The organism is Colwellia sp. SU-HH01172 (assembly GCF_057553355.1).
Genome location: NZ_BAAJMB010000003.1, coordinates 291,305 through 305,536 on the forward strand (window position 1 = coordinate 291,305; position 14,232 = coordinate 305,536).

At 38.7% G+C, this 14,232-nt stretch carries 11 protein-coding genes and 5 tRNA genes; 7 read left to right on the forward strand and 9 right to left on the reverse strand.

The genetic code is table 11. The features are described 5' to 3' along the window. Window positions 1-2 precede the first annotated feature (2 nt). The gene (locus AC27JP_RS10720) at window positions 3-779 is read right to left on the reverse strand and encodes an ABC transporter ATP-binding protein (protein WP_487114861.1); all 777 of its coding nucleotides are present in this window, start codon (window positions 777-779) and stop codon (window positions 3-5) included. Here AC27JP_RS10720 and AC27JP_RS10725 point away from each other — a divergent pair. Further along, on the forward strand, window positions 778-1,443 hold the full coding sequence (locus AC27JP_RS10725) for an arylesterase (RefSeq protein ID WP_487114863.1): 666 nt from the start codon (window positions 778-780) through the stop codon (window positions 1,441-1,443). The two genes, AC27JP_RS10720 and AC27JP_RS10725, sit on opposite strands and share 2 nt — an antisense overlap. 7 nt (window positions 1,444-1,450) lie before the next feature. After that, window positions 1,451-3,019, forward strand: a complete 1,569-nt coding sequence (locus AC27JP_RS10730) for a cation:proton antiporter domain-containing protein (RefSeq protein ID WP_487114865.1) — start codon at window positions 1,451-1,453, stop codon at window positions 3,017-3,019. 334 nt (window positions 3,020-3,353) lie between these two features. Here AC27JP_RS10730 and AC27JP_RS10735 read toward each other — a convergent pair whose 3' ends face one another. The 6 genes from AC27JP_RS10735 to AC27JP_RS10760 form a co-directional block, all read right to left on the reverse strand. After that, a complete protein-coding gene (locus AC27JP_RS10735) occupies window positions 3,354-4,055 on the reverse strand; it encodes a PEP_CTERM-anchored TLD domain-containing protein (protein WP_487114867.1) in 702 nt (233 codons plus the stop codon). A 334-nt stretch (window positions 4,056-4,389) separates the two neighbouring features. Continuing rightward, window positions 4,390-4,465 (reverse strand) — tRNA-Glu (locus AC27JP_RS10740). Between the two features lie 96 nt (window positions 4,466-4,561). Continuing rightward, window positions 4,562-4,637: transfer RNA gene (locus AC27JP_RS10745), tRNA-Glu, on the reverse strand. A 136-nt stretch (window positions 4,638-4,773) separates the two neighbouring features. Next, a tRNA-Glu gene (locus AC27JP_RS10750) sits at window positions 4,774-4,849 on the reverse strand. Between the two features lie 144 nt (window positions 4,850-4,993). Continuing rightward, window positions 4,994-5,069: transfer RNA gene (locus AC27JP_RS10755), tRNA-Glu, on the reverse strand. Between the two features lie 122 nt (window positions 5,070-5,191). Beyond that, window positions 5,192-5,267, reverse strand: a tRNA-Ala gene (locus tag AC27JP_RS10760). A 401-nt stretch (window positions 5,268-5,668) separates the two neighbouring features. Between AC27JP_RS10760 and AC27JP_RS10765 the strand changes: the two genes are divergently transcribed. Then, complete coding sequence (locus tag AC27JP_RS10765) at window positions 5,669-6,598, forward strand: gluconeogenesis factor YvcK family protein (RefSeq protein ID WP_487114869.1); 930 nt, start codon at window positions 5,669-5,671, stop codon at window positions 6,596-6,598. A 79-nt stretch (window positions 6,599-6,677) separates the two neighbouring features. Here AC27JP_RS10765 and dcd read toward each other — a convergent pair whose 3' ends face one another. Together dcd and apbC are read right to left on the reverse strand one after the other, a co-directional pair. After that, window positions 6,678-7,271, reverse strand: coding sequence for a dCTP deaminase (gene dcd, locus AC27JP_RS10770; RefSeq protein ID WP_487114871.1), 594 nt, complete (start codon window positions 7,269-7,271; stop codon window positions 6,678-6,680). An 81-nt stretch (window positions 7,272-7,352) separates the two neighbouring features. Then, on the reverse strand, window positions 7,353-8,471 hold the full coding sequence (apbC, locus tag AC27JP_RS10775; protein WP_487114873.1) for an iron-sulfur cluster carrier protein ApbC: 1,119 nt from the start codon (window positions 8,469-8,471) through the stop codon (window positions 7,353-7,355). 105 nt (window positions 8,472-8,576) lie between these two features. On the opposite strand from apbC, the gene metG reads away from it, so the two are divergent. The 4 genes from metG (at window position 8,577) to tsaA (ending at window position 14,215) form a co-directional block, all read left to right on the forward strand. Beyond that, window positions 8,577-10,697 (forward strand): methionine--tRNA ligase, encoded by a 2,121-nt coding sequence (metG, locus tag AC27JP_RS10780; protein WP_487114875.1) that lies wholly within the window; start codon window positions 8,577-8,579, stop codon window positions 10,695-10,697. A 196-nt stretch (window positions 10,698-10,893) separates the two neighbouring features. Then, window positions 10,894-13,017, forward strand: a complete 2,124-nt coding sequence (locus tag AC27JP_RS10785; RefSeq protein WP_487114877.1) for a cation:dicarboxylate symporter family transporter — start codon at window positions 10,894-10,896, stop codon at window positions 13,015-13,017. 78 nt (window positions 13,018-13,095) lie between these two features. Next, window positions 13,096-13,497 (forward strand): Rcs stress response system protein RcsF, encoded by a 402-nt coding sequence (gene rcsF, locus AC27JP_RS10790; protein WP_487114879.1) that lies wholly within the window; start codon window positions 13,096-13,098, stop codon window positions 13,495-13,497. Beyond that, window positions 13,490-14,215 (forward strand): tRNA (N6-threonylcarbamoyladenosine(37)-N6)-methyltransferase TrmO, encoded by a 726-nt coding sequence (gene tsaA / locus AC27JP_RS10795; RefSeq protein ID WP_487114881.1) that lies wholly within the window; start codon window positions 13,490-13,492, stop codon window positions 14,213-14,215. Before rcsF ends, tsaA begins: the two co-directional genes overlap by 8 nt. The last annotated feature ends 17 nt before the right edge of the window (window positions 14,216-14,232 follow it).

Here is a 14,232-nt window from a genome sequence, read left to right on the forward strand (position 1 = left end):
AGTTAACCTACTTGTGGAACTGAAGTTTGGCTATCAATATCGTTCGCTTGCGTGGCTTGAACATTAACATTAACATTTTCAATTTCAGGATCCGCAGCTTTTTCATTCAACATACCGCTGTCCATTTCAACTTGGCGCTGACATCTTGCCGCCAATTTAGCATCGTGTGTTACTAACACTAAGGTGGTGCCTTCTTTAGCATTTAAGTCAAAAATTAAATCGGTAATATGCTGTCCGGTCTTACTATCAAGATTACCCGTCGGTTCATCAGCAAACAAAATATCAGGCTTAGCAATAAAAGCGCGGGCAATAGCAACACGCTGTTGTTCACCGCCAGAGAGCTGTGATGGGTAATGATCCAGTCTGTCTGCTAAACCAACTTGCTCTAGCAACGCTTCCCCTCTTGCTTGGGCGTCAGGCAAGTTAGCTAATTCTGCCGGCAACATCACGTTTTCCAACGCAGTTAAACTGTTAATCAATAAGAATTGCTGAAATATAAAGCCAACATGTTGCGCCCTAACTTGGCTACGTTGCTCTTCATTAAACTGGTGTAATGGTTGGTTTTTAAGATACACTTCGCCAGAGCTTGGCAGATCTAATCCTGCTAAAATTGATAATAACGTTGTTTTACCTGAGCCAGAAGATCCAACAATAGCAATTGACTCACCTGCGGCAACGGTTAAATGAAGTGGTTGAAGTAAGGTTAAGGTTTTATCTTCAACTTGAACTGATTTAGTTAAGCTTTTAACGCTTAAAATACTCTCGGAATTTAGATGCATGAAAAATTATCCACTTTTTATCTTATTTATTAGCTTACTACTTATTACTACCGCCAATGCAGCAGTAGAAAACAATACGGTTGAAAACCCGATAGCTATCACACCAACGAGCAACATTTTACTATTAGGTGATAGTATCAGCGCAAGTTACGGGATGAAACCCTCTCAAGGCTGGGTTCATTTATTGAACCAAGCTCTTACACAACAGAAACAACCTTACACAATAATAAATGCCAGTGTTAGTGGTGAAACGACGAGTGGCGGTTTATCTCGGTTAGCCGGTATTTTAGCCAATGAGAAAGTCGACCATTTATTAATTGAGTTGGGTGGTAACGACGGTTTAAGAGGTTATTCTCCTAAATTAATTAAAAATAATTTGTTACAAATGATCAAGCTTGCACAAGATAAAAACATAAAAGTTTCAATGATTAAGATAAAAATAACGCCAAACTATGGCCCTCGATACAATAAAATGTTTGAGCAAGTTTTCGAAGATGTCGCCAAAGAGCGCAACATCACGCTACTGCCATTTTTTATGGAGGCAGTCGCCACTAATAAAGCATTAATGCAAGCTGACGGCATTCACCCTAACGCAAAAGCGCAACCGATAATTGCCGATTATGTTGGGCAACAACTTGCGAAATTGATGACAACGGAGCTTTAATTTAAAAATGGAATTTATCTGGATAGGTTTTGCTTTTATCTGTGGTTTGTTAACCAAACTGGTTTCATTACCCCCTTCTATTGGTTATTTGGCCGCAGGCTTTATTCTCCACTTTCTCGGTTATCAGGCTGACGACATGGTAACCACCCTTGCTGACATTGGCATTACGCTAATGCTATTCACCATAGGGCTGAAATTAAATATAAAAGACTTAATGAAAAAAGAAGTTTGGCTAGGTAGTTTAAGTCATACGGTTTTATGGCTATTGATTGGCTTAGTACTATTAAAAGCCATTGCACTTGTTACCATCCCCTTTGTCAGTGGCTTAAGTTTAACCACGTCTGCGTTAATTGTATTCGCATTAAGTTTTAGCAGTACCGTCTGTGTTGTAAAGCTAATGGAAGATCATGGTGAAATGCGCACCCGCCACGGTAAACTCGCTATCGGCATTTTGGTTATGCAAGATATCGTTGCGGTGATATTTTTAGTTGTTGCTACCGGCAAAATACCAAGCCCCTGGGTGGCATTATTATTGGTGCTCATTCCTTTAAAACCTTATATTAATAAATTAATAGACAAAGTAGGACATGGCGAGCTACTTCCGTTAATGGGCTTTTTCATGGCTTTTGGCGCCTATGAACTGTTTGAATTGATGAAAGTAAAAGGCGATTTAGGTGCCCTACTTGTCGGCATGTATCTAGCATCTCATGGCAAAGCCAGTGAAATAACCAAATCATTACTTAGTTTTAAAGACTTATTTTTAATTGGCTTTTTCTTATCTATAGGTTTCACCGCTTTACCTACCCTAGAGATGCTTGCGATAGCTGCCATTTTAACCTTGCTACTACCAATTAAATTCCTCTTATTTTTCTTTATATTGGTAAAGCTCAACTTGCGTGGACGAACAGCCTTTCTATCTGCTTTAGCGTTAAGTAATTTCAGTGAGTTTGGACTAATAGTCGCGGCGTTAAGTAGTAAATCAGGTTGGCTTTCACCTGAATGGCTAGTGATATTGTCGCTGGCAGTTTCACTATCATTTATTATAACCAATATTTTATACAACTTTGCTCACGACTACTTTGCTAATAACAAAGAAAAATTTAAGCGTTTTGAAAGTAAAAAGCGCTTAGAGGAAGATAACTTTGTCCAGCCTTGTGAAGCGCCTATCGCCATTATCGGTATGGGTCGTGTTGGCATGGGGGCCTATCGAGCCTTGAATGCACAAATAGAGAATCAAGCTTGGGGCTTAGACACCGACAAGAATAAAGTAAAATGGTTAAATAAGAACGGCATACAAGCCTATGTTGGTGATGCTGAAGATGCAGATTTTTGGGAGAGCATTGATCTCAGTAAAATTGAATTAACACTATTAGCGCTGCCGTCAGTACAAGACATTATGAATATTACCGCACAAATAAAACGCACAAACTATACCGGAAAGATTGCCGCAATTGCTCGCTATGAGGATGAACGTATTGCCTTAGAGAGCTTTGGCGTAGATAAGGTGTTTAACTTTTACAATGAAGCTGGTGTTGGTTTTGCTGAAGAAAGTATCAATTTAATTAAACAGACATAAACACGATAAATTTCATACTAATATCTATTTAGCCAAGTTAGCTAATGAAATTGATTAAGCAAGTTAACACGGTATTAGTGAGCTTAATAATTGAACATGCCTTTGTTAGATCGACAAAGGCGTTCTCAACTAAGTAATTCCTATAGGCTCTCGTCTATATTCGTATTAGCTAACTTTGTGATTTATGTTCTGGAATGATTGGCAGAGGTTACGTTCTCATATTTTAGTTCTAATAGCGTCACTGAGGTAAACTTTATATGAGGTTATAAAATTTATTACCAGCAATAATATGGCACTCGAAAGTGCCATTACTAAGCTAAACTTCAGCTTTACTTTATGCTTTTTTTGAACGAAAGCCTATTAAACCTAAAAGACCTAAGACCATGATAGCTAATGAAGTTGGTTCTGGTACAGGTGCAGCTAAAGAAAATGTAAATGTTTCTAAGGCATTAACCGTCAGATTATTGAGATCTGAATTTTGGTCCCAACGAACTCCCATAAGTTGTCCTGCGTTATGAGAACCTGTTGTATATGAAAAATCATAACTAAATCCATTGACTTCACCTAGTACATCCAGACCACCAAATAAATCGACTCCATTTCCAAATGTTGCAAAATAATGGCTCTGGGCTTCTATTTCTCTAAAACCATTTACGAAATTAAATTTTTCATTTGTATCTAGATTAAAAAGGAATGAATTACCCTGTCCAAACTTAAAGCCAGAGGATGCCCAATTCAGATCGGTATAACCACCAACTAAAAAGTTTTGACCTTGATATGAAAAATCGTAGATAGATACGGTAGCACCAATATTGTCAACAGCGCTATGCCAAGAGGCCGCTGTCGCATTTTGCCCTGACGCTCCATACCAAATACTATCCCAATCTAAGTCTCCTTGCCCAATCCAGTTTTCAAGCTGTGTTGCTTTAGTATCATCAAGTAATATGCTACTTAAATCTATAATTCCGGCATCAGCAACAGATGAAACTATGAATGATGCTGCCATTACAAGTGAAAATAAATATTTTTTAATCATTTAACATCCTTATTTTTCTTTTTCGATAAATAAACTCAAACTTTAAAATACAAAGCAAAAAACACTAAGTAAATAACATAATATTTTAAAATATGCTCACCTCCAATTATTGGCCAATATGCAAGTTCCCTCGCCATCAAGCAATTAATTTTTCTATAAAAACTTAATTATATCAACAATATATTTTTGAAGTATATAATGCAATTTATTGATGCTTTTTGGATACGTAGTAGAATCAATACCACAAATTTCAGGCATAAAAAAACCGACTAAAGTCGGTTTTTTTATTTTCACTTTTAAGCACTGAATACTTGCATAAAAGCAAAATAAATAGTGGCATCCCTAAGGGGATTCGAACCCCTGTTACCGCCGTGAAAGGGCGGTGTCCTAGGCCTCTAGACGATAGGGACACAAGACAATGTGATTAAAGTTAAACAAGTTAATCCATTCACGTTTTGTATCTGATTGTTAAACGTCAAAAAACATTTATCAATCTAAGTTAATGGTGGCATCCCTAAGGGGATTCGAACCCCTGTTACCGCCGTGAAAGGGCGGTGTCCTAGGCCTCTAGACGATAGGGACACATTAATACCAAATGGAATACTTAATTATAAAGCTACCGTATAAAGCTCTAGCCTAGTGAACTTATAACAACCTTATATATTCCATAGTATGTGTCAAAAACACTTACCATTAAACTTATCTAACTAAAAATGAGTGGCATCCCTAAGGGGATTCGAACCCCTGTTACCGCCGTGAAAGGGCGGTGTCCTAGGCCTCTAGACGATAGGGACACATTAATAACTTGAAATACTTAGTATAATAAAACCGTATAAAGCTCTAGCCTAGTGAACTTATGGTTTACATATATATTTCTTGTTTGTGTCTAAAACACGAACTCATTTTCTTTTTACTTCCGTAGAAGTCTTCCGAAGAAGTGGCATCCCTAAGGGGATTCGAACCCCTGTTACCGCCGTGAAAGGGCGGTGTCCTAGGCCTCTAGACGATAGGGACACTAAAACGATAAAACAAACCATTACAGCTTATTTGTGTAATCCGATAATTTAATCGTTACCCAACTACATTTATCTTTTTATCTATCTTTTAATCATGCGATTAACATGACTAAATAATAATGGTGGAGCTATGCGGGATCGAACCGCAGACCTCTTCGCTGCCAGCGAAGCGCTCTCCCAGCTGAGCTATAGCCCCACATAGAAATAAAACAAGTGGCCTAATACTTATCTTAATCCTCCTCCAAACAAGTAATCGAGTTACTCGTTGAAAGCGAGGCGCATTCTAAGCAGCGACCATGATACTGTCAACCCTTATTTTAGATATTAATGCATTTTTTTCAAAGATTTCATTTAACTGATTACTTATAGAACAAGTTGACTAAATTTTGTCTTATCAACTGTTTATATTAGACATAGTGGCAAGAATGGTTAGGAAGAAAATAAAAACTCTGATGTCATTTCATAGTCTTAATTAAAATATATGCGCTTAGCTGCCAATTTATCTAGCTTATCTTGCGCAGAAACTATGGCTTGCCGCTTTATTTATCATATAATTAACGTTATGGTTAAGGCTCAATTGAAAAAAATAATAGTTATATGCAGCTAAAAGAGCTCAATGTTGTTGCCATTGGCGGCGGACACGGTCTAGGGCGTGTACTTTCCACCCTCTCCTTTTTAGGCAACCAACTAACGGGTATTGTCACCACGACAGACAATGGTGGCTCTACCGGCCGTCTAAGAAAGCGCAGTAGTTCCATTGCTTGGGGCGATTTACGTAATTGTTTGACGCAATTAGTCGATGAACAATCCGTGGGTAGCCAACTTTTTGATTTTCGCTTTGACGGCGAAGATGAACTCGGTGGCCACAACCTAGGTAACCTTATCTTATACGGTTTGGGTCAAATTCACTCTCGCCCTATTGAATCCATTAAGCTTGTTCGCCGTTTGTTAGGTGTTAAAACGCAAGTATTGCCAATGTCTGAAACACCAACCGATTTGATGGCGTTTTATCCTGAGGGACGCTGCCGTGTCGGCGAACTATCTGTCGATGAAATGCCGATAATGCCAAAAAACTTAATGTTGGCCCCTTTGGTTAAAACGCTACCCAATTGTATCGATGCCATATTAAGCGCCGATTTGGTTATTCTGGGTCCGGGCAGTTTCTTAACTAGCATAGTTCCACCATTGCTGGTACGAGATATCAGCAATGCTTTAAAGCAAACCAATGCTCATCGGGTGTTTATTGATAATATTGTTGCCGAAAATAGTCCAGCCGCAGATATCACTTTAGATGAGAAATTGGCATGGATTGAAGAGAACATTGGTTGCTTGCCTATTGATAGCGCAATTTGCCACGATAAAACAGCCACGTCAGCACGTATTAGCATTTGTCATCATGAGTTAGGTAGTGATACGGTTCCACATTATCATAGCCGTGATAAATTAATTGCCGCATTGAATATGTGTATCTCTAAAGCACTAAGCGAAAATGAAACAGCACCAGCGAGTGCTGTTAATTCAAATTAAGTCTTAATTGTAAATTCATAATCAAAAAAGCCAACAAAATTCTGTTGGCTTTTTTCTTAACGGCAAAGTAACTAAAATATTACTTTTGGCGTTCGTCTTGGCTAATGCGACTAGCCACTGCGCCCATTTGACCTTTGTATTTAGCATCATCACGTTTGTTATAAGGGCGTAATGCACTTGATGACATAGTTTCAAAATTCAGTGCAGCAATTTTCATTTTCGGACGCAAGGCTAACGGTAATTTACCGCTGTTGTAGAATTCTAAAACAATTTGCCCTGACCAACCGGGATCAATGCGATGAGCAGTAACATGCACCATCAAACCTAAGCGTGCCAATGAAGAGCGACCATCTAACCAACCAACAATATTATCAGGTAAAGTCACCGACTCATAAGTAACCGCTAAGGCTAATTCTCCTGGGTGAAGAAAAAACGCTTCACCATCAGGTATGAAAATTTCATCACTCATCACTGAATTCATCGCTTTTTGCATTTCATCTTTTGGGCCACTCAAATCGATATATGGCGCGGTATGATCTTGAAATACTCTAAATTCATTACCTAAACGGATATCAACACTGACGCCTGAAATCATACTGCTATCAGGTGTTGGTGAAATTTTTATCTCACCTTTGCTAATACTTTCTTCAATATCTTTGTCACACAATCTCATGATTATTCTTCTTAGATTTAGGTGTTAAATAAAATAGCCATTAAACTACTTCACTATTAAATTTTTCTGCAAGTCCTTGCTTTAACTGTCAACAACCTCAGCTGTTGTTGGGCTGCGCATATCTAACTGATAATATAATTGCGCCGCAACATTCCGCGCTATTTTACGATAGAGCTGAGCTAATTCACCAGCGCTATTTTCATTTATTAAACAACTACCACCGTCGGCATCTTCACGAATACGAATATCAAGCGGCAATTGTCCCAATAATTGTGTTTTAGCTGTGTTAGCAATACGCTTGCCACCACCTTCACCAAATAAATGTGAATGATGACCACAACTTTCACATTGGTGATAACTCATATTTTCAATAATACCCAATACCGGTAATTTAACTTGCTCAAACATCGCCATGCCCTTTACCGCATCAACTAAAGCAATATCTTGTGGTGTTGTAATTACTAAGGCACCAGCCACGGGTACTTGTTGTGCCAAAGTTAATTGAATATCTCCGGTACCTGGTGGCATATCAACAATTAAGTAATCTAAATCTGACCAGTCTGTTTCATTTAATAGTTGTGAAAATGCTCTACTTGCCATTGGCCCTCGCCATACGGTCGCGTTAGCATCATCAACCAAAAAACCGATCGACATCGCCGCTAAACCACCTGTTTCAAGTGGCGTAATCAACTTACCATCACTCGATGTTGGCTTTTCACCTTTTAAACCCAACATAGTTGGAATTGACGGACCGTAAATATCAGCATCTAAAATGCCAACGCTACAACCTTCTGCGATAAGACCATAGGCCAAATTTACCGCGGTTGTTGATTTACCGACACCACCTTTTCCTGACGACACGGCAATTATATTTTTAATGCCTTTTATCGCATGTTGTCGCACAGGCTCAACAGCATATTCAACCTCGAAATGTACTGGTAAGTTGATCTGCGAGCTTAGTTGTTCAGCAAGTTCATGAAGTTCACCGTCACAAGGAAAAGGTAACACGGCTTTAATTATCAATTCTTTGTTAATTAAGCTCATGCGCAAAGATTGGCTTATCGACACAAGCCCGACCGGAAATGCAGCAGAGTGGTAAGCGTCAAGAAATTGATTAATTTCTTGCTCCATTTCGTTATCAAGTTCATTTTTTGAAAGCATATTTTTAGAGAAAAAATTTGAGAACATTTTAAAACGCATTTTATCTAACCTTTATCACATAAAGGCGATAATTCTTAATGAAAAGTAGTGACAAATTCTGTACCATTCATCGCATAATTACCACCAATAATATGTAAACTTTATATGTCTTTATCAAAGTCATCTGTAGTATCAGCAGATAAACGTAAAATTTTAGTTACTTGTGCCCTCCCTTACGCCAATGGTTCAATTCACCTAGGCCATTTGTTAGAACATATTCAAACCGATATTTGGGTTCGTTTCCAACGTATGCGTGGTCATGAAACTTACTTTGTTTGTGCAGATGATGCCCACGGCACACCTATTATGTTAAAAGCACAAGAGCTTGGTGTAACGCCTGAGGAAATGATTGCTGGTGTTCGTGATGAGCATATGGCTGATTTTGCTGATTTTTACATTAGCTTTGACAACTATCATTCAACGCATAGCGATGAAAACAAAGCATTTGCTGAAGAAATTTATAATCGTTTACATGCTAAAGGTCATATAAAAACCCGTACGATTGAGCAATTATACGATCCAGAAAAAGGTATGTTTTTGCCTGATCGCTTCGTAAAAGGCACCTGCCCAAAATGTAAAAGTGAAGACCAAAACGGTGATAGCTGTGATAACTGTGGTGAAACCTATTCACCAACCGAAGTGTTAAACCCACGTTCAGTGGTTTCAGGGGCGACACCGGTATTACGGGATTCAGAACATTACTTCTTCGACTTACCAGCTTTTGGCGAAATGCTACAAGAATGGACGCGTAGTGGTTCCCTACAAGAAGAAATGGCGAACAAATTAGCGGAATGGTTTGAGTCAGGTTTACAGCAATGGGATATCAGCCGAGATGCACCATACTTTGGTTTTGAAATTCCAAATGCACCAGGTAAATACTTCTACGTTTGGTTAGATGCACCTATTGGTTACATGGGTAGCTTTAAAAACTTATGCGATAGAACTGGTATCGACTTTGACGCATTTTGGAAGTTAGATTCAGAAGCTGAGCTTTATCATTTTATTGGTAAAGACATTATTTATTTCCACAGTTTATTCTGGCCTGCAATGTTAGAAGGCGCTGGTTTTAGAAAGCCAACGTCAGTTTACGCCCACGGTTTTGTTACCGTTAATGGCGCTAAAATGTCTAAATCTAAAGGCACATTTATTAAGGGCCGTACTTATTTAGAACACTTAAACCCAGAATACCTACGTTATTACTACGCAGCAAAATTGACCAGCCGTATTGATGATTTAGATTTAAACTTAGAAGATTTTGCGCAACGTGTTAACTCTGACTTAGTGGGTAAAGTGGTTAATATTGCTTCTCGCTGTGCAAGCTTTATTACCAAGCGTTTTGACGGCATGTTATCAACAAATATTGATGACCAAGCACTAGCTGACGAAGTGATGGCCGCTGGCGATAGCATAGCGGCACATTATGAGTCTCGTGATTTTGGTCGTGGTATGCGTGAAATCATGGCATTGGCTGATAAAGTAAATGAATACATTGCAGTGAAAGAACCTTGGCAGTTAGTGAAAGACGAAAGCAAGCAGCAAGAGGTTCAAGATATTTGTTCATTAGGTATCAACATGTTCCGTACCCTAATGATATATTTAAAACCTGTTCTTCCTGTTTTAGCCGACAGCACAGCAGCATTCTTAAATGATGAATTAATCTGGGAAGGTCACAAAACCTTATTAACAGATCATAAAATTAATAAGTTTAAAGCCCTACTACAGCGTGTTGATATGGATAAAGTTAACGCCATGACTGACGCATCAAAAGACAATTTGGCGGCAAAAGCTGAACAAGAGAAGTCTAAAAAAGCGGATAAGAAAAAAGCTAAGAAGTCAGAGCCAAAGCAAGAACTTACTGGCAAGCCATTAGTTGATGACCCGATTTCAGAAGAAATTCAGTTTGATGACTTTGCAAAAATTGACTTACGTATTGCGAAAATTGTTAATGCTGAGCACGTTGAAAAAGCCGACAAGCTTTTAAAACTTACCTTATCACTTGATAGTGAAGAAGGTGGTGAAACACGCCAAGTATTTGCCGGTATTAAGTCAGCATATCAACCTGAAGATTTAATTGGTAAGCACACGGTAATGGTAGCTAACTTAGCACCGCGTAAAATGCGCTTTGGCATGTCAGAAGGCATGGTCTTAGCTGCCGGACCAGGTGGTGAAGATTTGTGGATATTAAACCCAGACGATGGCGCACAACCGGGCATGCGTGTTAAATAGTCAAACTTCTGCATAAAAATAATTAGGGCGAACTTTTTAGTTATTAAAGTTTGCCCTTTTTTATGTATCAACCTTTATGGATAGCGCTTTATCAAAAAGCCCGCCTTTTAACGCAGTTTAATCAATACATTTATATTTCAATCAGTTTACTATACTCTAAAAATAATAACGCCAATAAGACAAGACCTTAGCCTACATGAGCAAATTTAAGCTTAGCCAAATTCCGTTATCTGCACGCATTATTATTTCAATGGCCTTAGGCCTCATCATTGGTGGTTTAGGTACTTCACTTTTTTCCACTGTTAACCATTTAGCAAACGCCTTTGTCATGTTGTTACAAATGACAGCCCTGCCTTATATTTCACTGTCACTTATGGTGGGTATCGGCAGCTTGTCAGCACATAAAGCAAAAAACGCGTTAAAAAGCAGCGTAGTATGGTTGTTGGCACTTATTGCTTTAACACTAGGCTTTATCCTATTAGCACCGCTATCTTTTCCCAATTGGCAAACCGCCGAGTTTTATAGCGCCAATACCATTAAAGTTAGTCAAGAATTTAACTTAATAGAACTGTTTATTCCGTCAAATCCATTTAATGCCTTCGCCAATGCTGTTATCCCATCGGTCGTATTATTTAGTATTTTCATTGGTGTTGGCTTAATGCCGTTAAAGAACAAACGCCATGTATTAACTGTACTTGGCAGCCTACAAAACTCAGTAAGCAATATCAGTAACCTAGTGATGCGTTTTGCCCCTATCGGCGTTTTTTGTCTCGGTTGGCGAGCCGCATCAACGCTTGATGCCTCTCAACTTGATGGCTTAATGATATATGTCGCCAGTGCCTTAATTTTAGTACTGCTACTGTCTTTTGTGGTCTTTCCAGCATTACTAGCGACCATCACCCCCTTTAGCTATCGTGCCATTTTAAGAGCCTCGCGCGAAGCTATGGTAACGGCATTTGCTACGGGCAGCTTTTTTGTTGTTATCCCCATTATTGTCGAAAAAACTAAGCAATTAATTATTGAGCAATACCCGCACAATAGCGATGCCGATAAAGTGTCAGAAGTTATTGTGCCCATTACCTTTAGTTTACCGGTTGGCGGCAAACTATTATCACTATTATTCGTGCTATTTTCTGCATGGTTTTCTGGCGCTTATATCGGCTTAGAAGATTACATAAAGCTAGTAATTATAGGTGTACCCCAGTTATTTGGCACTAGCACATTAGCAATGCAGAACTTGTTAGAACTATTTAACGTATCTAGCTCAATGTTCGACTTTTTTATTGTCTCAGAAAATTTAGCGGTTGGTCGTTTATCGGCACTGCTTTCTGTCACTTTTGCTAGCTGCCTACCACTGCTAATTGCGACTAGCATGGCCAAAGCGTTTCGTATCAAAAAAAGTATGTTCATAAAGAACTTAGTGGGTATTCCAGCGCTTTCAATTATCGCCTTTATTGCATTACAATTTGCTTTTAACTCTATCAGTTATCAATACCAAGGTTATAGTAAGTTCATCGAACGCGATTTTTTAATGGAAAGTGTGCAAAGCCGTTATTTAAATGAACCTGAGGCTAACAGTAGTACTGCACAACCTTTTATTGGCGTACTGGACCGTATAAAGCAACGCGGCTTTATTCGTGTTGGCTATTTTCGCGATGATTTACCCTACTCTTTTCACAACCATAAAGGAAAATTGGTTGGTTTCGATATTGAAATCATGAATCAACTGGCAATTGATCTAAATGTTGAAATAGAGTTTGTCAGAATATTTCATCATCAAGCGAAACCCTTATTAGCATCGGGGTATTTAGATATCACCTCAGGCGTGCCGGTGATCCCTGATAATATGGCACAATTTACCTTAACCATGCCTTACAGCACTCAAAATATTGCCATTGTCGTTAAAGATGAACGACGAGCTGAATTTACCGATTGGCAAAAAATACTGCAACGAGAAGACTTAACCTTAGGTATACCTGAAACCTTTTTCTATAAAAAAGCGGTAGCTCGAAATTTCACACAAGGTAAGGCTTGGCAGATATCAACGCCAAGGTTGTTTTTTAAAGAAGAGTTTGCTCATATTGATGCTATGGTATTTGGCGCAGCGGCGTCATCAGCATGGACACTATTAAATCCAGATTACACGGTTGTAGTGCCAAAACCGGCACTGGCTCCTTTGTATATGGCATTCCCTATCAATAAAAATGATCATGCTTTTGAACTATTTATGCGAAACTGGATCTCAATGAAGCAACAAAGTAATACCATTGATAAACTATTCAATTACTGGATTGAAGGTAAAACAAATTTAGCCAACTAACTTTTATCGTTTTATCTCCTCTATAATGCACACTGTCGCGATTAGACTTAAATAACTTAAAAAGAATAATGATATACCATGACAAAACACATACTAAAATTAACCCTATCAACCGCATTACTAATGTCTGGCTGCGCCAAAATAAATGATATTTCAACTAACCTAGACCGTGATAACTTCAAGCATTATTTTTCACCAACAAAAGTACAAATTTTTGAAAGTGAAAAAGACTTTACCGGAAAATATAAATTTATAGGTTTAGTTGAAGGTGAGTCTTGTCAAGAAAAGGCCCATCATGCTGCCCCAAACGAAATTGACGCACGAACAGAAGCAAGACGTAACGCTTACAAATTGGACGCGAATGCCATTATTTTTAGCCAATGTGTAATGATAGAACAAGACCAAGCAGCCAAATACTGCGTTGCATCAACCGTTTGTTATGGTCGTACCTATCAAGTTGAGCAAGAAACGAATGACTAACAAGGTTCAATTTGACGTTATTGGCACCATAGAATCTCCATACAAAGAAAAGTTTGCCATTCCCCGTCAACCGGGCATTGTTAGTGCCGCACAAGGAAAGGTGATTTTACAAGGAGATGCCAATAACATTGAAACTGTGCGCGGCTTAGCGCAATTTAGTCATATTTGGCTATTATTTATTTTTCACGGTACACAAGCACAAGGTTGGAAACCGTTAGTGAGGCCCCCGCGCTTAGGTGGTAACAAAAAACTCGGGGTGTTTGCGACTCGCTCAACTTTTAGACCAAATCCAATTGGCATGTCGGTAGTCAAGTTAGATAAAGTTGAACAACTAGGCTCACAGGTTATCCTTCATATCAACGAATTGGATCTACTCCATGGTACACCGATTGTCGATATTAAGCCTTATGTTCCCTACGCTGACATTGTTGAAAGCGCGCAAGGTGGTTATGCACAAGAGCAACCTATAACTGATATCAAAGTAGTGTTTTCTAGCGATGCCCAAGCTATGCTAACAAGTGTCAGTCATCAATACCCTGCATTAGAGGCGCTTATTGAACAAGTGTTAAGGCAAGATCCACGCCCCGCATACAAGCAACAGACTATCGACGAAAAAATATATGGCATGGCGCTATATGATTTTAATATTCAATGGCAGATGCGAGACAATAATACTTTAACAGTGCTTTCTATCGATAAAGCGCTAAGTAAAAACTAATAAAAACAAGCTGTCCG